We start from the raw sequence: 19,275 nt of genomic DNA on the forward strand, positions 1-19,275 counted from the left end.
TGCTCCCACCCTACTTGAGGTGCGCCATCTCGTAGCGGCGATGCTTTGGCTGCCCGATTACCATGACGACGACTTCAACAATGTGAACATAGAGCGCCGCCGCCTACGTGAACCGTTCATCGAGTTTATAACCTCAGAACATCCGGGGGAATCAGAGGGCTGGAAGGCATTTCTCAGCGACAAAGAGTCGAAGGCGCACAAGCAAGCGCCCGTGCACCCTGTATCGCCGACACCCACACCAACCCATCCCCTGAGCTGGCTGAACAACAACACCCAGCGCACGCTCTACTCACCTCGCTACGACGCCGACGGGCGGGAGAACAAAGACCTCCTGAACATCGACCGCGACGTCGATGCGCTCAGCGCGCTGATTGCCTCGCGCACCATGACGCCGCCGCTGTCCATCGGCGTGTTCGGAGAGTGGGGCTCAGGCAAGTCGTTCTTCATGCACCACCTGCGCAAGCGTGTGGAAGAACTCTCGGGCCGGGCCGTGAAGTCCCAGCGTCCCCAGCGGGAAGTGGCCTTCTACAAGAACATCATCCAAATCGAGTTCAACGCCTGGCACTACGCGGAGGGCAACCTGTGGGCCAGCCTCGTCGAGCACATCTTCCGCAATCTCCGGAAGCGACAGGACGAGCCCGAATCGGACATCGGCAAGCGAAGGGATGACCTGCTGACGCGGCTCGCCCAGCGGGAAGCGGAGTTGCTCAAAAAGCAGGCCGAGGTCACCGCGAAGGAGGCTGAAGTCGCACAGGCGCAGCAGAAGGTCGGTGAACTCGAGCAGCAGAAGGAATCGAAGCGCGCCGAACTGGAACAGGCCCTGGCCGAGAAGCGCTCCCTACTGGAGTTGATGCCCGCCACACTGAAGCTCGAAGAGGGCGTGCAGAAGCGGGCCACCGCGTGGCTGGAGGAAGCAGGCTTCAGCGCCCTGGGGCGCACTGCCTTCGAGCTGCGGGATGCGCTCGGCAACGCCCAGGCCGAGCTGCGCCGCTCCGGCGGATTCATCGCCTCCCTCGTGGACAAGGACGGCGCGAACACGCGACTGCGGACTCCCGCCATCATCCTGCTGGCCTCACTCCTCTTGAGCCTGGGACTTCCGTTCGTGCTCGACTGGATGGGCAAGCAGAACCTCGCGGGCCTCACGGCCGGGCTCACGACGCTGACGGGCGTCATGGTCTCCGCTACCACCTGGCTCCATCGGCAGACGGCGTGGCTGCGCAAGCGACGGGAAGAGGGCGAAGAGCAGCTCCGCGAAGTCGCGCAAGCCATCGAGACCGAACGCAATCGTCAGCTCAAGCCACTCGACGAGGCCGTGCAGGCCGCCAAAGAGGAGGTCCGCTCCATCGGCGCGGCGGAGGAACAGCAGCGCGCGTCCATGGCCAAGGCCCAGGACGAAGTCCTCCAACTGAAGCAGGCCATCGCCGAGCTCTCCAGCGCGCGACTGTTGGACAAGTTCATCGAGAACCGCACCGGCAGCGACGACTACCGCAAGCACCTGGGACTCGTCGCGCTCATCCGCAGGGACTTCGAAGAGCTGTCCCGACTGATGGAGGCGGTCAACCGCGAGGAGACGACAGACCCGAATGTCCCCGTCATCAACCGCATCGTCCTCTACATCGACGACCTGGACCGATGCTCGGAAGACACCGTGGTGAAGGTGCTCCAGGCCGTGCATCTGCTCCTCGCCTTCCCATTGTTCGTCGTCGTGGTGGGCGTGGACTCACGCTGGGTGGCGCGCTGCCTGAACCACACTTTCAAGGACCTGCTGAAGCAGGAGGATGCGAAGGCGATGCCCCTGGATGCGATGACTCCAGGAGCAACGGCTTACGACTACCTGGAGAAGATCTTCCAGATTCCCATCTGGCTACGGCCCATCGGAGAAGACCGCCGCACGAACATGGTGCGCGGGCTGCTTGCCAGTCACTCCATCGAGGAGCAGTCGCAGGGTGCCAAGGTGCTGGAGCTGAAGCCAGGGTTCATCGCCGCGGACCACGGCACCACCATCGCGTCTCCGCGAGCACGAGACGACCACGCAAAGCCAACGAGCCAGGGCGCAAACCTGGCCCCACAAGCCGCGATGAGTCATGGCAAGCCTAGGTCCTCAACATCCTCACATGACACCAACGTCCCTCAGACCGAGCAGGAGGAGCTCAATCCTCCAGGCCTCGTTATCAGCGAGAAGGAGTTGGAGTTCATCGACTGCCTCGGCCCCCTCCTCAGTCCCACGCCTCGCGTACTCAAGCGGCTCGCGAACACCTACCGACTCATCAAGGCGTGCGTTCCGAGTGATAGACAGGCCGAGTTCATGGGGGAGGGACATGAGGGTGCCTCTCCCTCTCAGGTGTGTCTGTTTCTGCTGGCGCTCGTAACCTCAAAACCTGCGCATGCCAGGAGGTTCTTGGCGCTGCTCGATCGGTATCGTAGAGACCCAGAATTGCAGACGCTTCGCGAACTTCTCCTCCTACCTACCGAAGGCAAGGAGACCGAGATTCCAGAGCTGAGCAACTGGCTCTACACACTACCAGTCGCCATCAAAGAGACCCCGCTTTCTTTGGTTCGGGAACTCGCTCCCTTAGTCACCCGATTTAGCTTCTGGCAGGCACAGGCAATGGGAGCTTCACGACGCCCGTCGCCTGCGCAACCGTGACCGGATGCGACTCAGCGCCACGGGCGTGACGCGGATGTAGCTCGCGATATCCCGCTGCGACAGCAGCGGTGCCAGGTCCGGGTGCTCGCCCAGGAACCGCTGGTAGCGCTCCTCCGCGGACAGCGTGAGCAGCTCCATCTCCCGCTTCTCCTTGCGCAGCCCGTAGACTTCAAAGGCCCGGCTCACCGCCCGCTGCCACTCCAGGTGGCGCGCCGCCAGCCGTTTCACCTCGCCGTAGTCGAGCTGCTCCACCCGCGACTCCACCACCGCCTGTGTGGAGAAGCTCGTGACACCTCCTGGCGCCAGCGCCACCATGCTCGCGAAGCACGTCCCCTCCCCCGCGAACGCCTTCACCCAGGCGCCTCCCTCGCTCGTCTCGTAGACCATCTTCACCAGCCCTCGCGTGACGATGAAGATGCACGGCCGCGCCTCGCCCACGTGGAAGAGGTACTCGCCCTTGCGCAGCGTCCTCGCGCGCAGCAGCGGCGCCACCGCGTCCCACCCGGGCAGCGCGCTTCCCGCGAGCCCCCGCAGCACCTCTCTCGCCGTCGTCACCAACACCTCCCAACGTAAACCCGGGTTAACGACGCCGCGCCCCCGCACCGGAAGACTCCTCGCGACGACTCAACGGAGACCTTCACGATGCGAGCCCTCTTCCTTCCCCCCGTGGTCCTCTTGGCATCCATGGGCCTCATGTTCCTCCTGCACAGGACGGCCCCTCTGCACGAGCTGTGGGGACGCCCCTGGAGCTGGCTCGGAGGCATCCTGGTGCTCGCGGGCATTGCGGTCGCTCAGTGGCACGCCCGACTCTTCAAGAAGCTGGGCACCAACATCAACACCTTCGCGGACCCGGGCACCCTCACGCGCGAGGGCCTGTTCCGCTTCACCCGCAACCCCATGTACCTGGGCTTCGTCACCAGCCTCGTCGGCCTGGGAATCGCCCTGGGGTCCGCCTCCCCCTTCTTCGTGCCCCTCGCCTTCGGCCTGCTCACCCACTTCTGGTACATCCGCGTCGAGGAACAGGCCCTGCTCCGAAAGTTCGGAGCCCCCTACGTCGAATATCAACGCACCGTCCGCCGCTGGCTCTGACGCTCGGCGTCGTGCCCCTTCGAGACGCTTCAACCCCTGGAGTCTCCTCGGGTTTCTGCTCCGGGCCCGACGCCGACGGCTGAATCCACGTTCAGCACGGCGCCACCGCGTTGGCGTCAGGACACAAGCGGTTGTCGCCCACGATGTTTCAAGACATGGGACTCATCGCGTTCTGTCACATGAACAGCCCTCGGTCGCCCAGGCCGAAGCGCGGGGGGGAACACATGGTTTCGCTCGACGGGTCCACGAGTCTCTGGAAGACGCTCAGCTGCTTCCTCCGAGTCCTCATGACGCAGGTGCTCTACGTCGCACCGCTCTTCTGGTTCATGGAGCTGTCCCAGAACGTGGCCTGGCGCTGGATGAACAAGGACTGGGGCTGGTACTACCCCGAGTCCCCGTACCACTGGTTCTCCTTCGGCAGCATGATGCTCTGGGCTGGCTGCGTCGGCCTGCTGTGGACCCTGCACTACTTCTGGTTCTACCCGCGCCGCGTCAAGGTGTGGACCCGCGTCGCCGTCGGCGCCATGGTCTGCTGGATGGGCGAGTGGTTCGGCGGCTACATGGCCGCCAACATCTTCAACTACCCGCTGCAAGTGTGGCCCGGCTCACCGCTCGTCTACGTCCACTACGCCGCCATCTTCTTCTGGGTCAGCAACGTCATCGTCTACCACCTCGTCACCGTGAACGTGGTCGACCTCACGCCCACCTATGACGCGCCCCCGGACACCGGCGCGCAGGTGGCCTGAAGTCTCCTGGCCCCGGTTCACGACGTCTCAGCCCACGGCCTGCTGCACTCCAGCGCTCGCGCCGCGCGCTTCCAGCGGTAGCTTCAGCCGCGCCCGGCAGCCACGTCCCTCGGGACGGTTCTCCAGGCGCAGCGTGCCACCGTGCGCCTCGGCAATCTGCCGACACAGCGCGAGGCCGATGCCGCTGCCCTGCGGCTTCGTGGTGAAGAAGGGCACGAAGAGGTTGCCCGTGTCCGAGAGGCCCGGGCCCTCGTCCTCCACCCAGACCTCCACCGCGCCCGGCGTCAGCACCGCCCACGACACCCAGACCTGCGCGCCCGGGGCCTCGCCCAGCACCGCGTCCACCGCGTTGCGCACCAGGTTGATGAGCAATTGCTCCAGCTGGTCCGAGTCCCCGCGCACCGCCAAGGCCGGCCCCGCCCGCACCAACACCGGCCGCCGGTTCTCCAGCGCCGCCACCCGCCGCACCCAGCCGTCCACCTCCACCCCCGCCAGCACCGGGGGCGGCAGCCGCGCCAGCCGCGCATATGCGGACATGAAGCGCGCCAGCGACTCCGAGCGCCTCGCGACGATGCCCAGACCGCTCTTCGCGTCGTCCTCCCAGTCCGAGGGACGCGGCTCCATCAACAGCGTGTCGCGCAGCGCCTCCGCGATGGACTGGATGGGCGCCAGCGAGTTGTTGATTTCATGACTCAGCACGCGCACCAGCCGGCGCCACGCCTCGCGCTCCTGCTCGCGCAACGCCAGCCGCAGGTCCGCCAGCACCACCAGGTGATGCGGCAGGCCGCCCTGACGGAAGCCTCCGCGCCGCAGCTCGTACGGCCCGCCCTCCTCCACGAAGGAGCGCGAGAGCCGCCGAGGCGCCGGGCCGTCCAGCAGGTCCGCCAGCCCCAGCGAGCCGGCCCCCTTGCCCACCAACTGCGAGCGCGACTGGCCCAGCAGCTTCTCGCCCGCGCGATTCACCAGCCGCAGCGTGCCCGCGACATCGAAGGCCAGCACCGCGACGTCGATTTCCTCCATCACCTGCTCGAGCAGCGCTCCCGCCTCCAGCGCCCCCAGCCGCTGCTCGCGCAAGGTGTCGCCCAGGGCGTTCACCTCCAGGAGCACCTCGCCCAACGCATCACCCGCCCGCGCGCCACGCCCGCGCGTCGAGTAGTCCCCCTCGCGCAGCGCCGCCAACAGATTCGCCAGCGCGTGCAGGGGCCGCATCACCCGCTCGCGCACGAGGAGCCCCACCCCCAGGAAGACGCCCACCACCAGCGTCGTCAACGTCCAGCGGACCTTCGACGAGAAGTCTCCCGTCCACACCAGCGCGAGCGAGGCCACTCCCCCGGGCAGGCCCGCCAGCCACGTCAGCGCGAGCACCTGCAGGTCATGTGGCCAGGGCTCACGCGTGCGTCTCACCGGGCTCCCTTGATTCCGTAGTACTGGAGCCGACGGTACAGCGCGCTGCGCGACAGGCCCAGCCCCTTCGCCGCCTCGCTCACGTTGCCCTCGTGCCGCGCCAACGCGCGCTCGATGAGGTAGCGCTCCACCTCCTCCAGCGTCATCTCCTCCAGCCGCGACAGGCCCTCACGCCCCGCTCGGCGCAGGAGCAGGTCCTCCGCGGACACGTCATCCCCCACCGCCATCAACAGCGAGCGCTCCACCGCGTGCTCCAGCTCGCGCACGTTGCCCGGCCACGGATAGGCCAGCAGCGCCTCCAGCGCCCCAGGCGTCAGGCGCGCCGCATTGCGCCCATAGCGCTTGCCGTGCTCGGCCAGGAAGTGCGACGCGAGCAGCGGGATGTCCTCGCGACGCTCGCGCAGCGGCGGCAGCGGCACCTCCACCGTGTTGAGGCGGTACAGCAGGTCTTCACGGAAGCGGCCCTCGGTCACCGCCTTGGACAGGTCCACGTTGGTGGCGCTCACCACCCGCACGTCCACCCGCCGCGTCTTGGACGAGCCCACCGGGTGCAGCTCGCCCGTCTGGAGCACGCGCAACAGCTTCGCCTGCTGCGACAGCGGCATGTTCCCAATCTCATCCAGGAACAGCGTGCCGCCATCCGCCAGCTCGAAGCAGCCGATGCGGTCCGCCTTCGCGTCGGTGAAGGCGCCCTTCACGTGGCCGAACAGCTCGCTCTCGAAGACGCCCTCGGAGAGTCCACCGGAGTTGACGGCCACGAAGGCCCGGTCCGCGCGCGTGGAGGACGCGTGCAGCAGCCTGGCCACCACCTCCTTGCCCGTGCCGTGCTCGCCCGTCACCAGCACGTTGGCCCCGGACGGCGCCACGCGCTCAATCATCCGACGCACCGGCACCATGGCGCGCGACTCGGACACCATGGTGGGCAGGCCGCCCTGGCCGCGCCGCAGGTGCTGGTTCTCTTCTTCCAGTCGGCGGCTGCGCTTGAGCGCGCGGCCCAGCTCCAGCTGCGTGCGCAGCGTGGCGAGCAGGCGCGTGTTGTCCCACGGCTTCTGCACGTAGTCGCGCGCGCCGCCGCGCATCGCCTCCACCGCGCCCTCCACGCTGCCCCACGCCGTCATCACCACGACGGGCAGCGACGCGTCCTGCGCGCGGATGCGGCCGAGCAGGTCCATGCCCTCCCGCCCGGACGTGGTGTCCCGCGCGTAGTTCAGGTCCATCAGCACCAGGTCCACGTCCTCGGCGTCCAACGTGGCGAGCGCTCCGGCGGGCGACTGCGCCGTGACAATCGTGTGGCCGTCCCGCTTCAGCAGCAGGCGCAGGGCCTCCAGCACGTCCGCCTGGTCATCCGCGATGAGGATGCGCGAGGGACGCGTGGCGGCGACTGGCGGAGAGACAGGAGCAGGGGTGATGACAGAGACAGGGAGAGGTTCGGACACGGGGAACATCCAGGAAGAAAGAGTGCCAGAAACAAAGAGGCTCAGCCGCGACGCAGGACGGCAGCAGGGTCCGCGCTGGCCGCCTTGCGCGCCGGAAGCCAGCTCGCCAGCCAGGCGGTGCCCAATAGCAGCAGCGAGACAGAAGCCAAGACCGAAACATCCAACGCACCCATCCCGTAGAGCAGGCCCTCCATGATGCGGTGGGCCGCCAGCGCCCCGAGCAGGCCCAGCACCAACCCCAGGCCCACCCGCCGCAGCGCCTGTCCCACCACCAGTCGCAGCACATCCGCCGCGCGTGCGCCCAGCGCCATCCGGATGCTCATCTCCTGCGCACGCTGCGTCACCGAATAGGACATCACGCCGTAGATGCCCACCGCGGCCAGCACCAGCGCCAGCGCGCCGAAGGCCCCCAGCAATACCGCCCGGAAGCGCGGCTGCCCCAAATCCATCGCCAGCCGGTCCTCCAGCGTGCCCACGCGCGCGAGCGCCACCATGGTGTCCACCGCGCGCAGCTCCTCGCGCACCACTGACTCCAGCTTCCTCGGGTCCAGGCCCGGCGCCGCCCGCACCGCGAGCTGCCCGTCCGTCGACGGCTCCTGCGCCATGGGGACGTACGCGGTGGGCTCGTGCCCCGCCTCCACGCCCCCGTACGCCACGTCCGCCACCACGCCCACCACCGTCGTCCACAGCGGGTTGCCCTGCTCGTCGTCGCCCCCGAAGGAGACGCGGCGGCCCACCGCGTCCTCGCCAGCGAAGACCTCGCGCGCGAAGCGCTCGCTCACCACCATGACCCGTGGCGCGTTCGCTCCGTCCGACTCCGCCAGCAGGCGTCCCGCGAGCAGCGGCACGCGCAGCGTCTCCAGGAAGCCCGGCGTGATGGCGTTGATGAGCGCGTCGGGCCGCACCGGCGGGTCCTCGGAGCCCTCCTTCCAGTAGCCCGAGCGCGAGATGGAGCCGCCCGCCGGGAGGCTGCCGCCCACGCCCACGCCCGCGACCTCCGGACGCGCGGCGAGCCGCGCCGTCAGCTCCCGATGGAAGGCTACCGTCCGCTCCGGCGTGTCATAGCGGCTCTGCGGCAGCGCCAGTCGGGCCACGAAGACGCCCACGGGGTCCAGGCCCGGGTCGGCCTGGTACATCCGCCAGAAGCTCTTGAGCATCAGCCCCGCCCCGGTGACGAGCATCAGCGCGAGCGCCACCTCCGCCACCACCAGCACCGCGTGCGTGCGGCCCCGCGACTTCTCCGTCGCCCCGCGCCCCAGCACCGTCGCTGGCGAGAGCTGCGAGCGCTGGAGCGCCGGCACCAGCCCCACGCCCACGCCCGTCGTCAGCGTCACCGCCAACGCGAAGAGCAGCACGCGGCCATGCACCACCACCTCGCCCGCCCGGGGCAGCGTGTTGGCCCCCAGCATCATCAACAAGTCGGTGGCCCACAGCGCCAGCAGCATGCCGCCCACGCCGCCCATCAGCGCCAGCAGCACGCTCTCCGTGAGGAGCTGGCGCACCAGCCGGCCGCGCCCGGCGCCCAGCGCCACGCGGATGCCCAGCTCACGCTGCCGCGCCGCCGCCCGCGCGAGCTGCAGGTGCGCCACGTTGGCCGCCGCCAGCAGCAACACCAGGAACACCGCGCCCAGCAGCACCCACAGGAGCAGGCTGACGCCCTCGGTGAGGGAGTCGGCGTAGCGGACCAGGCCCAGCTTCAGGGTGGCGTCGTCCCGCGAGAGCAGCTCCTCGTTCACGCCCTTGAGCTCGTGCCGGGCCGACTCGAGCGTCGCGCCCGGGACCAGCCTCGCCGCGACGGCGAAGGAGCGGAAGCCCCGCTGCGTGCGCTCCTCCGACGTGGCCGCGCCGGGCAGGCTGTCGAAGGGGACCCAGACCTCGATGGTGTGGGCGGGCACGTCGAAGGACGGCGGCATCACCCCAATCACCGTGTAGGGCTGACCACCGAGGGTCAGCGTGCGGCCCAGCACGCCCGTGCCGCCGCCCGCCTTCATCCAGCGCGCGTGCGAGATGACGGCCAGCCGCGCGTCGCGCTCCTCGGGCGCGAAGGTCCTCCCCAGCATCGGCTTCGTGCCGAACGCCCCGAAGAAGTCCCCCACCACCACCGCGCCGCGAAGCTGCTCGGCGTCCCCCTGGCCGGTGAGGTTCATCAACCGCTGGCCGTACGCGGTCATCGAGCGCAGCTGCGTGGAGAGCCGCGCGACGTCCTCGTAGTTGGGCAGGCTATAGCGCGCCAGCAGCTTCCCGGGCCGCTCGGTGGACAGCACCACCAGTCGCTCAGGCTCCGGGAAGGGCAGTGGACGCAGGAGCACCCCGTCCACCACGCTGAACAGCGCCGTCGTCACCCCGATGCCCAGGGCCAGCACCAGCACCGCCGCCACGGTGAAGACGGGCGACTGGCGCATCGTCCGCAGGGCATACCGCACGTCCATCGACACGTCGCTCAGCATGGTGGCCTCGTTGCCCTGCTCAGGTCTTCTGGAGCCAGCCGTCCGCGAGCTGGATGATGCGGTGGCCGAAGGCCGCGTTGGCCTCCGAGTGCGTCACCTGGATGATGGTGGTGCCCGCTTTGTTGAGCGTCTGGAACACCTCCATGATGTGCCTGGCCTGCTGCGAGTGGAGGTTTCCCGTCGGCTCGTCCGCCAGCAGGATTTTCGGCGAGGCGATGAGCGCGCGCGCGATTCCCACCAGCTGCTGCTGACCACCGGAGAGCTGCGAGGGGAACAGGTCCTTCTTCCCCACCAACTGGAAGCGGTCCAGCATGTCGCCCACCAGCGCCTCGCGCTCACCGCGCTTGAGGTTGCGGTAGGACAGCGGCACCTCCAGGTTCTCCGCCACCGTGAGGTTGTCGAGCAGGTGGTACTGCTGGAAGACGAAGCCGATGGTGCGCCGGGCCAGCTCGCCGCGCTCCTTCGGCTTCATCGCGTGCACGGCCTGCCCATCCAGGACGTACTCGCCCTTCCACTCCGCGTCGAGCATGCCCAGCACGGCCAGCAGCGTGGACTTGCCCGCGCCGGACGGGCCCATCAGCGTGACGAACTCGCCCGGCTGGATATCCAGGTCGATGTTGCGCAGCACCCAGCTGCGGCCCCCCGCCAGCGGGTAGGACTTCTCGACCTGACGCAATGAGATGAGAGGTGAGGACATGAGAGGTGCTTTCGTGCTCACTCGGAGCGCAAGGAAACGATGGGGTCCACACGAGAGGCTCGCCGCGCCGGCAGCCACGTCGCCAGCAACGTCACGCCGCCCAAGAGCGCCGCCACCGCCGTGAAGGTCCACGGGTCATACGCCGTCACGCCGTACAGCATGCTGCCCAGGAAGCGGGCCAGGCCCAGCGACATCACCAGCCCCACCGCCACGCCCAGCCCCGCCAGCTTCAAGCCCTGTCGCAACACCATCACCAACACGTCGGAGCTGGCCGCCCCCAGCGCCATGCGGATGCCCAGCTCCCGCGTGCGCCGCGTCACCGAGTAGCCCACGACGCCAGCGATGCCCAGCGCCGCCAGGAGCAGCGCCGTGCCCGCGAACAGTCCCATCAACAAGGCGGACAGGCTGCGCGAGCCGATGGACTCATCCACCAACCGCGTCAGCGGCGCCACGCTGAACAGCGGCACGTCCGCGTCCACCGCGCGCAGCTCCGCTTCGATGGACGCGCGCAGCGCCTCCGGGTCCCCGGCCTTCGCCCGGACCACCAGGCCCAGGTACGACGCGGGCGACGCGGGGAGCGACCAGTAGGCCGCGGGCCGCGCGGGCGAGGACAGGCCCCACTCGCGCACGTCCTCGACGATTCCCACCACCGTCGACCATTGCTTCATCGGCTCGAGCGACAGGCGCTGTCCCAGCGCGTTGCCCTGGGGCCAGTACACGTCCGCGAAGCGCTTGTTGATGACGACCTCCGGCACCCCGCCCACCTCACCAAGCCCCTGGTGCAGACGGCCCTGGTGCAGCTTCACGCCCAGCGCGCTCAGGTACCCCGGGCTCGCCAGCCGGAACTCCACCGCGGGCAACAGCTCGCCCTTCACCTCGGGTCGGCTCTCGAACTCCAGGCCGCTCGTGGAGATACCGCCCAGGGGTAGGAGATTCGTGAGCCCCACCGACTCCACGCCGGGCAGGTCCTCCAGGCGCTCCAGCAAGTCGCGCTGGAACGCCAGCTTGCGCGCGGGCTCCGAATAGCGCGCGTCCGGCAGCACCAGCTGACCGGTGAGCACCCCCTCCGGCTTGAAGCCCGCGTCGACGCCGCGCAGCGCGAGCAGGCTCTTCATGAACAGGCCCGCGCCCACCAGCAGCATCAGCGCGAAGGCCACCTGCGCCACCACCAGCCCCGAGCGCAGCCGCCCCGAGCGCCCACCGTCCGAGCCACGCGAGCCCTCGCGCATCGTCGCGTTCAGGTCCACGCGGCTCGACTGGAGCGCCGGCACCAGACCGAACACCAGGCCGGTGAGCACGGAGACGCCCACCGTGAAGAGCACCGACGTCACGTCCAGCTTCACGTGCTCCATGCGCGGCAGCCCATCTCCCATGAAGGCCAGGAGCGCGTCCGTGCCCCACAGCGCCAGGAGCAACCCCAGCGCTCCGCCCACCAGAGACAGCACCAGGCTCTCCGTGAGGAACTGCGCCACCAGCCGACCCCGACTCGCGCCCAGCGCCGCGCGGATGGACACCTCGCGCTCACGGGCCGCGGCTCGCGCCAACAGGAGATTGGCCACGCTGCTGCATGCCACCAGCAACACGCAGCCCACCGCGCCCAAGAGCAGCCACAGCGTGCCACGCACGTCACCCACCAGCTTGTCCTCCAGCGAGGTGACGCGGATGGACCAGCCGATGCCGCTGTAGCGGGGCTCCACCGCCTGCATGTCGCGGGCGACTCGCGCCATGTCCTCGCGCGCCTGCTCCAACGTCACGCCCGGCTTCATCCGCGCCAGGGAGAACAGGTAGCGCATGGTGCGCTGCGAGGCATGCTCCGGAGGCGGCGCGAAGGGCACGTAGAGGTCGGTGCGCTCCGGATGCGCCACGCCCCGGGGAAGCACGCCCACCACCGTGTAGGGCTTGCCGTCGAGCTGCATCGTCTTGCCCAGCACCCCCGGGTCCTCCGCGAAGTGCGCACGCCACACCTTGTGCGTCAGCACCACCACCTTCTCCCCACCGAGTGAGGCCTCCTCCTCGGTGAAGCCCCGGCCGAGCATCGGTGTCACGCCGAGCGTGGTGAACAACGTGGCGGTGCCCTGCACCACGCCGAAGCGCTGCGCGGCGCCGCCACCGGTCAGCGTCATGTCCCGCCAGGTGTACGCCGCCACCGAGCTGAAGACGCGCGGCAGGGTGCTGAAGTCCCGGTACTCGGGCGTCGAGATGGAGATGCCCTCCAGGTCCGCCGCCTGGATGTCATTGGACAGGGTGACCAGGCGCTCCGGCGCCGCGAGCGGCGGCGGCGTGAGCAGCACGCCGTTCACCACGCTGAACACCGCGCTGTTGGCGCCGATGCCCAGCGCGAGCGCCAGCACCGCCACCAGCGTGAAGCCGGGGCTCGCGCGCAGCGAGCGCAGGGTGAAGCGGAGGTCTCGAAGGAGCGTTTCCATCTCGGTACCTACTCCGACTTCAAGGCGATGATGGGGTCCACCCGCGTCGCGCGGTGCGCCGGCAGCCACGTCGCCGCCAGGGCCACGCCGCTCAGCAACGCCGCCACTCCCACGAAGGTCCAGGGGTCATACGCCGTCACGCCAAAGAGCAGCGTGCTCAACAGCCGCGCCAGCACCAGTGACAACACCAGCCCCAGGCCCACGCCCAGCCCCGCCAGCTTCAAGCCCTGGCCCAACACCAGCGCCAGCACGTCCGACTTCGCCGCGCCCAGCGCCATGCGAATGCCCATCTCCCGCGTGCGCTGCGCCACCGCGTAGCCGATGACGCCCGAGATTCCGAGCGCCGCCAGCAGCAGCGCGGTGCCCGCGAACAGGCCCATCAGCAGCGCCGTCAACCTGCGCGAGCCGATGGACTCGTCCACCCGCTGCACCATGGACGCCACGTTGAACCAGGGCATCTGGCCGTCGAGCGCGAGCACCTCCGCTTCGATGGCCGTGCGCAGCGACTCCGGGTGGCCCGACTTCGCGCGCACCGCCAGGTGGAGGTTGGAGAGCGGAGTCTGCGCCACGGAGTAGTACGCCGTCGGACGCGCGGGCGTATCCAGTCCCCACTCGCGCAGGTCGTCGACGATGCCCACCACCGTGGCCCACCGCGCATCCGGCCGGTGCAGCTTCAGCCGCTGGCCCAGCGCGTTGCCTTGCGGCCAGTAGAGGTCCGCGAAGGTCTGGTTGATGACCAGCGCTCCCGCCGCGTCCGGCCCGTCCGTCTCCTGGAGCATGCGCCCGTCGCGCAGCCGCACGTGCAGCGTGCGCAGGTAGTCCGCGCTCGCGAAGCGCGTCTCCACCGCCGGCCATATCTCCCCCATCGCCCGCGTCCGCCCCTCGATGTCGAAGCTGGTGTCCGTCCTTCCACCCAGAGGCAGCCTGTTCGTCACCCCCGCGGACTCCACGCCGGGCAGCGCCTGCACGCGGCGGAGCAGCTCCTGCTGGAAGGCCCGCTGGTCCTCCGGCTTCGCATACCGGACAGCCGGCAGCGAGAGCTGACCGGTGAGCACGCCCTCGGGAGTGAAGCCCGCCTCCACCTGGGTCAGCGCCTGGAAGCTCCGAAGGAAGAGCCCCGCGCCCACCAGCAGCACCAGCGCGAACGCCACCTGCCCCACCACCAACCCCGAGCGCAGCCAGCCCGCGTTGCGTCCCCCCGTTCCTCGCGAGCCCTCGCGCATCGTCGCGCTCAGGTCCGCGCGGCTCGCATGGAGCGCCGGCGCCAACCCGAAGACCAGGCCCGTGAGCAGCGACACCCCCAAGGTGAAGAAGACCGAGGCCGCATCCAGCCCCACCGTCTCCGCCCGAGGCAGCCCGTCCCCCACCATCGCCACCAGCGCGTCCATGCCCCACACGGCCAGCAGCAGGCCCAGCGCGCCGCCCAACGCGGACAGCACGAAGCTCTCCGTGAGGAACTGCGCCAACAGCCGACCACGCCCCGCGCCCAGCGCCGCGCGGATGGACACCTCGCGACCCCTCGCCGCCGCCCGCGCCAGCAGGAGGTTGGCCACGCTGCCGCACGCCACCAGCAGCACGAAGCCCACCGCGCCCAAGAGCAGCCACAGCGTGCCGCGCACTCCGCCCACCACCTCGTCCTCCAGCGACTTCACGCTGATGGCCCAGCCGTAGCCCCCGTAGCTGCTCGCGTACAGGGTCTCCATCTCCTGGCCCACCCGCGCCATGTCCGCCCTCGCCGCCTCCAGCGTCACGCCTGGCTTCAGCCGTCCCACCACGCTGAGGTAGTGGTTGCCGCGCACGTCTTCGGCCGCCTGCGCGGGCGTGGGCGCGAAGGGCGCGTACAGGTCCGTGCCCGCCGGGTACTCCACGCCGGGCGGCAGCACGCCCACCACCGTGTACGTGTCGCCATCCAGTTGCAGCGCGCGGCCCAGCACCCGCGGGTCCCTGGCGAAGTGCGTGCGCCACAGCTTGTCCGTCAGCACCAGCACGCGCTCCCGGCCCGGCGTCTCCTCCTCTTGGGAGAAGACGCGTCCCAGCGCCGGAGCCACGCCCAGGGTGGGGAACAACGAGGCCGTGGAGAACGCCATGTGGAGCCGCTCCGGCACGTCCCCTCCGGTGAGCGTGCTGTCGAACTCCACGTAGGCCGCCACCGACGTGAAGGCCTTGGGCATCGTGAGGTAGTCCCGGTACTCGGGCACCGACACCCAGATGTCCTTCAGGTCGGACCTGGTGTAGTTGCCCCAGACGTGGACCAGGCGCTCCGGCGCCGCGAACGGTGGAGGCCTGAGCAGCACGCCGTTCACCACGCTGAACACCGCGCTGTTGGCGCCGATGCCCAGCGCGAGCGCCAGCACCGCCACCAGCGTGAAGCCAGGGCTCTTGCGCAACGAGCGCAGCGCATAACGGACATTCTGGAGGAAGGTTTCCACGAGGACTCCGGGCAACTCGGAACGCACCTCTCCCGAGGGCCGCCCCGCCAAGGAGCAACCCCGGCGAGGAGGAAGGAAGGGTCAGCGGCGCTGCTCGTCCTGGACGACGCGACCGTCGAAGAGGCTCACCGTGCGCGTGGCGACTCGCGCGTGCGCCGGGTCGTGCGTCACCATGCAGATGGTGGCGCCGGCCTTGTGCAGCTCCGACAGCAACTGCATCACCGCCTCGCCATTCTTGGAGTCGAGGTTACCGGTGGGCTCGTCCGCCAGGAGGATGAGCGGGTCTCCGGCCACGGCGCGCGCCACGGCGACGCGCTGCTGCTGACCGCCGGAGAGCTGCCCCGGCATGTGCCGCGCGCGGTGCGCCATGCCCACCTTGTCCAGCGCCTTCTCCACCCGCTGCTTGCGCTCGGCGGCGGGCATGCCCCGGTACGTCAGGGGCAGCTCCACGTTCTCGAAGACCGTCAGGTCGCCGATGAGGTTGAAGCTCTGGAAGATGAAGCCGATGTGCCGGTTGCGCACCAGCGCGCGGTCCGACGCGGACAAGTCGAGCACGCTCTTGCCGTCGAGCAGGTACGTGCCGCGCGTCGTCGTGTCGAGCAGTCCCAGCACCGCCAGGAGCGTGGACTTGCCGGAGCCCGAGGGGCCGACAATCGCCACCCACTCGCCCTGGCGGATGTTGAGGTGGATGTTGGAGAGCGCGTGCGTCTCCACCTCCTCCGTCTCGAAGACCTTCGTCAGGCCCTCCAGCGTGATGAGGGACTTGCCCGTGTCCACCTTGGCCGCACCCGACAGCACCGCCGCGTCCTCGGAAGCAGGCGTCTCCGCATTGTTGTTCGTCGTCATCATCGCAGCCTCACCCGCTCGACCGCATCCCACGCGGCCATGTCCGACAGCACCACCTGGTCACCTTCCGCGAGGCCCTGAAGCACCTCCACGGCATTCACCGAGCCTCGGCCCAGTTGCACCGGCACCCGAATCGCCTCGTCACTGCCCGGCATCAACCGGAACAGCGACATCGTCCCGTTGGGCTGCGCACCGGCCGGCCGGCCCACCGACAGCACGTTGCCCAGCCGCTCCAGCTCCACGGTGCCCTCCACCGTGAGGTCGGGCCGCGCGCCCTTGGGCAGCTCGGCGGGGAGCGACACCTCCACGCGCACCGTGCCCTGGCTCGCCGCGGGCGCCACGCGCGCCACCGTGCCCTCCACCACGCCGTTGCGCGTGTCCACGAGCGCCTTCTGGCCCTGGACGATGTCGCGCGCCTGCGTCTCGGCGATGCGCAGCTCCGCCTTGAGCCGCTCCGGCTTGACGACCTTCGCCAGCAGCACGCCCGGCGTCACCCACTGCCCCAGCTCCAGCGGAAGCTCCTGCAGCACCCCGTCCTCCCCGGCGAGCACCTTCATGGACTCCACCTGGGTACGACGGAAGCGGGCCACCGCTTTCAATCGGTCCACCTGTGCCGCCTGCGCCACCAGCTGGTCGCGCATCGCGGTGGCGACGACGGACAGCTTCTTGCGCTCCAAATCCAACCGGCGCGTCAGCTCTCCAGCCCGCTCGCCCGCCTGCCGCGCGTCGAGCGCGGGGATGAGGTCCTTCTCCACCAGGGCGGCGTTGGCGGTGGCGCGGCGCTCGGCGTCGGAGGACTCCGCGGTGAGGGTGGCGACAGAGGCCTCCTGCGCCAGCCGCTGCGTCTCCAGCGTCATGCGCATCTGGATGTACTCGGCCTCGGCGCTGGCGAGCTGCCGCTCCGCCTCCAGCATCTGCAGCTGGACGTCCGGGTTGGCCAGCTCCATCAGCAGCGTGTCCGCCTTCACCGTCGCGCCCGGCCGCACGTGGATGCGCTCCACCCGGCCCGCCGTGTCCGCCGTCAGCCAGCGGATGTACTCGGGCACCAGCGTGCCCGCGCCCTTCACCTGGCGCACCATGGGGCCGCGCTTCACCGTGTCCAACCACACCGAGGCCCGGTCCACGGAAGGCGCCGCCGGCCGCAGCCGCCCCAGCCCCACCGTGACGAGGATGAGCGCGAACGCGCCGCCAATGGCGAACAACCAGGGCTTCCGGCGGGGCTTCTTGGCTTTGGGAATGTCCACGGGCCACCCCTAGAGCGAGCCGCGTGCCAACCACCGCACGCCCCTCAACCCCCGGGAATTGCTCGGGGCATCCCCACCCCTTTCCGGAGGTGTGCCCGGTTCCGCGAAGTGCTGTCCCAGAAGCGAACAGCGCCTCACGGAGTGGATCACCCGCCCGGTCTCCAGGCCCCCAGGCGGGTTCAGCGGCGTCAGGGGAAGGCGTAGCCCAACAGCTGCTCCGTCACGTAGCCCTCGCAGTTCGACGCCGGGGAGATGAAGTGGTCATTCCCCTGGCCGATGTTGCAGCGGTAGAGCGGCACCGTGCCCGGCACCTGCTGCAGGTGGATGTAGCCCACCGGCCCCAGGGGCAGCAGGCCCTCGCAGCCCACGTCCGGGCTGAGCAGGTTGTGGTTGCCCACGCGGCACTCGTACAGCATCCGCATGCCCGGCATGCCGTCGCGCAGCAGCCGCCACGAGGACTCCTGACGGAAGCCCGGAGGCAAGAGCCGCGACGACGCCCAGTGGCCGCGCGTGGCGTGGTAGCCCCGGCGCAGCCGCGTGTACGGCAGCTCCTCGAAGCCGCAGGAGAGCTGGGGCGGGCTCATGTCATTGCGATTGGCCAGCGCCCACGTGCTCCACGCCGGCTTCGCGCTCCCGTCGATGCGACGCAGGCCGAGCGCCAGTCCGCCCTCGGCCGCGTTGTCGTGCATGCGGTGGTAGATGTAGCTCTCGATGCCGGGCGTCCCCAGCACGTTGCGGAACGAGTCGCACACCGCCGTCTGCTGCGCGGCCTCCGACGACTGCGGCGAGCCGGAGTGGATGCCGCTCTCCGTGAGCTGGATTTCCCACGCGTGCTGCCGGGTGGGGAACGTCTTGCGCAGCCAGCCCGCCAGCACGCCCAGGTTGCCGTACGTCACGCGCGGGTAGTCATCCGCGGAGAACTGGGGACGGAACAAGTCCGGCGCATAGGGGTGGTACGCCACGCGCCACGCCCGCGAGCCCACGCGCGCCGCGAAGCCCGTCAGGAAGGTGGTGGCGGACAAGGTCGGGCTGCTCGCGCCCGGCGCGTCCAGCTCCGAGCCGAAGTGGTGCGTCAGCGAGATGAGCACCTTCGCCGCCGACTGCCACGTCATCACCTGGTCATAGGCCGCGTTGTAGCTGGCCGCGTACGTGTCCAGCCACGCCGTGGTGTTGCACGCGCCCGCGCCCTGGCCGCAGCCGATGTCGAACCAGTCGTTGGAGTTGACCTCGTTGTGGATGACGAAGTCCGCGACGCGGCCGTTCCCGTTGAGGCCGTTGTAGCGCTGCGCGAGCAGGCCCACGAAGCGGCCGTAGTCCGCCGCGTTGTTGGGCGCGCAGAAGATGTCGAAGCCCGGCGCCGCGGGCGTGCACGTGCGCCCCGCGCGCGCCCACGCGGGCACGCCGTACACCACCGCCGTCACCACCACGCCGCGCGCCGTCCACTCGCGGATGGCCGCGTCCACGTTGGCCGCCACCGCGAAGCAGTGCCCCGCGTACTCCACGCGCCCTCCGGTACACGGCGGCGCCTGCACCGAAGGCTCCCACTCCGCCCAGACCAGGTTCATCGCCACGCCGCCCGTGTTGTTGCCCGCGAGCTCGTCGTAGCTGGGCCAGAAGTCCGGCTGCACGCCCTTCAGGCGATACGCGGTGCGCGTCGGATACGGCAGGTTCGCCTCAGCCACCGCCGGCAACAGCCCCGCGCCCCACAGCGCGACCGCCAACAGCAACCCCAGGGTCCAACGTCCACCACACAGTCCTTCACGCAAGTGACACCTCCCGTGCGCGTCGAGCCCCCCGAGGACCCACTCCCTGTCTCGCGTCCTCAGGCCAACTCAACGAGTTAGTCAGACTATGCAGTTAAAGC

General features: G+C 69.7%; 13 protein-coding genes. 3 read left to right on the top strand and 10 right to left on the bottom strand.

Going from position 1 to position 19,275, the window contains the following annotated elements:
- The first annotated feature begins 40 nt into the window (after positions 1-40).
- Positions 41-2,647 (top strand): P-loop NTPase fold protein, encoded by a 2,607-nt coding sequence (locus ACN469_RS26035; RefSeq protein WP_498771857.1) that lies wholly within the window; start codon positions 41-43, stop codon positions 2,645-2,647.
- On the opposite strand, the gene ACN469_RS26040 is transcribed toward ACN469_RS26035, so the two are convergent.
- Entirely contained in the window at positions 2,618-3,202 is a 585-nt protein-coding gene (locus tag ACN469_RS26040) for a Crp/Fnr family transcriptional regulator (protein WP_498771859.1), read from the bottom strand. The genes ACN469_RS26035 and ACN469_RS26040 overlap by 30 nt on opposite strands.
- An 87-nt stretch (positions 3,203-3,289) precedes the next feature.
- Here ACN469_RS26040 and ACN469_RS26045 point away from each other — a divergent pair, with 87 nt between their 5' ends.
- Complete coding sequence (locus ACN469_RS26045) at positions 3,290-3,736, top strand: methyltransferase family protein (RefSeq protein WP_498771861.1); 447 nt, start codon at positions 3,290-3,292, stop codon at positions 3,734-3,736.
- 224 nt (positions 3,737-3,960) lie between these two features.
- On the top strand, positions 3,961-4,482 hold the full coding sequence (locus ACN469_RS26050) for a hypothetical protein (protein WP_498771863.1): 522 nt from the start codon (positions 3,961-3,963) through the stop codon (positions 4,480-4,482).
- A 27-nt stretch (positions 4,483-4,509) separates the two neighbouring features.
- Here ACN469_RS26050 and ACN469_RS26055 read toward each other — a convergent pair whose 3' ends face one another.
- The 9 genes from ACN469_RS26055 to ACN469_RS26095 form a co-directional block, all read right to left on the bottom strand.
- A complete protein-coding gene (locus ACN469_RS26055; protein ID WP_498771865.1) occupies positions 4,510-5,886 on the bottom strand; it encodes a sensor histidine kinase in 1,377 nt (458 codons plus the stop codon).
- Positions 5,883-7,322: a sigma-54-dependent transcriptional regulator gene (locus tag ACN469_RS26060; protein WP_498771867.1), complete on the bottom strand. Its 1,440-nt coding sequence runs from the start codon at positions 7,320-7,322 to the stop codon at positions 5,883-5,885. The genes ACN469_RS26055 and ACN469_RS26060 overlap by 4 nt, the downstream gene beginning before the upstream one ends.
- Before the next feature lie 41 nt (positions 7,323-7,363).
- Positions 7,364-9,769: an ABC transporter permease gene (locus ACN469_RS26065; protein ID WP_498771869.1), complete on the bottom strand. Its 2,406-nt coding sequence runs from the start codon at positions 9,767-9,769 to the stop codon at positions 7,364-7,366.
- 19 nt (positions 9,770-9,788) lie between these two features.
- A complete protein-coding gene (locus tag ACN469_RS26070) occupies positions 9,789-10,466 on the bottom strand; it encodes an ABC transporter ATP-binding protein (RefSeq protein ID WP_498771871.1) in 678 nt (225 codons plus the stop codon).
- Between the two features lie 17 nt (positions 10,467-10,483).
- A complete protein-coding gene (locus ACN469_RS26075; RefSeq protein WP_498771873.1) occupies positions 10,484-12,892 on the bottom strand; it encodes an ABC transporter permease in 2,409 nt (802 codons plus the stop codon).
- 8 nt (positions 12,893-12,900) lie between these two features.
- On the bottom strand, positions 12,901-15,321 hold the full coding sequence (locus ACN469_RS26080) for an ABC transporter permease (RefSeq protein ID WP_498771875.1): 2,421 nt from the start codon (positions 15,319-15,321) through the stop codon (positions 12,901-12,903).
- Between the two features lie 81 nt (positions 15,322-15,402).
- A complete protein-coding gene (locus ACN469_RS26085) occupies positions 15,403-16,170 on the bottom strand; it encodes an ABC transporter ATP-binding protein (RefSeq protein ID WP_498771877.1) in 768 nt (255 codons plus the stop codon).
- On the bottom strand, positions 16,167-17,411 hold the full coding sequence (locus tag ACN469_RS26090) for an HlyD family secretion protein (protein WP_498771879.1): 1,245 nt from the start codon (positions 17,409-17,411) through the stop codon (positions 16,167-16,169). Before ACN469_RS26090 ends, ACN469_RS26085 begins: the two co-directional genes overlap by 4 nt.
- A gap of 188 nt (positions 17,412-17,599) precedes the next feature.
- Complete coding sequence (locus tag ACN469_RS26095; RefSeq protein ID WP_498771881.1) at positions 17,600-19,177, bottom strand: DUF5722 domain-containing protein; 1,578 nt, start codon at positions 19,175-19,177, stop codon at positions 17,600-17,602.
- Between the last annotated feature and the right edge of the window lie 98 nt (positions 19,178-19,275).

Source organism: Corallococcus terminator (assembly GCF_049194865.1).
Lineage (GTDB): Bacteria > Myxococcota > Myxococcia > Myxococcales > Myxococcaceae > Myxococcus > Myxococcus terminator_A.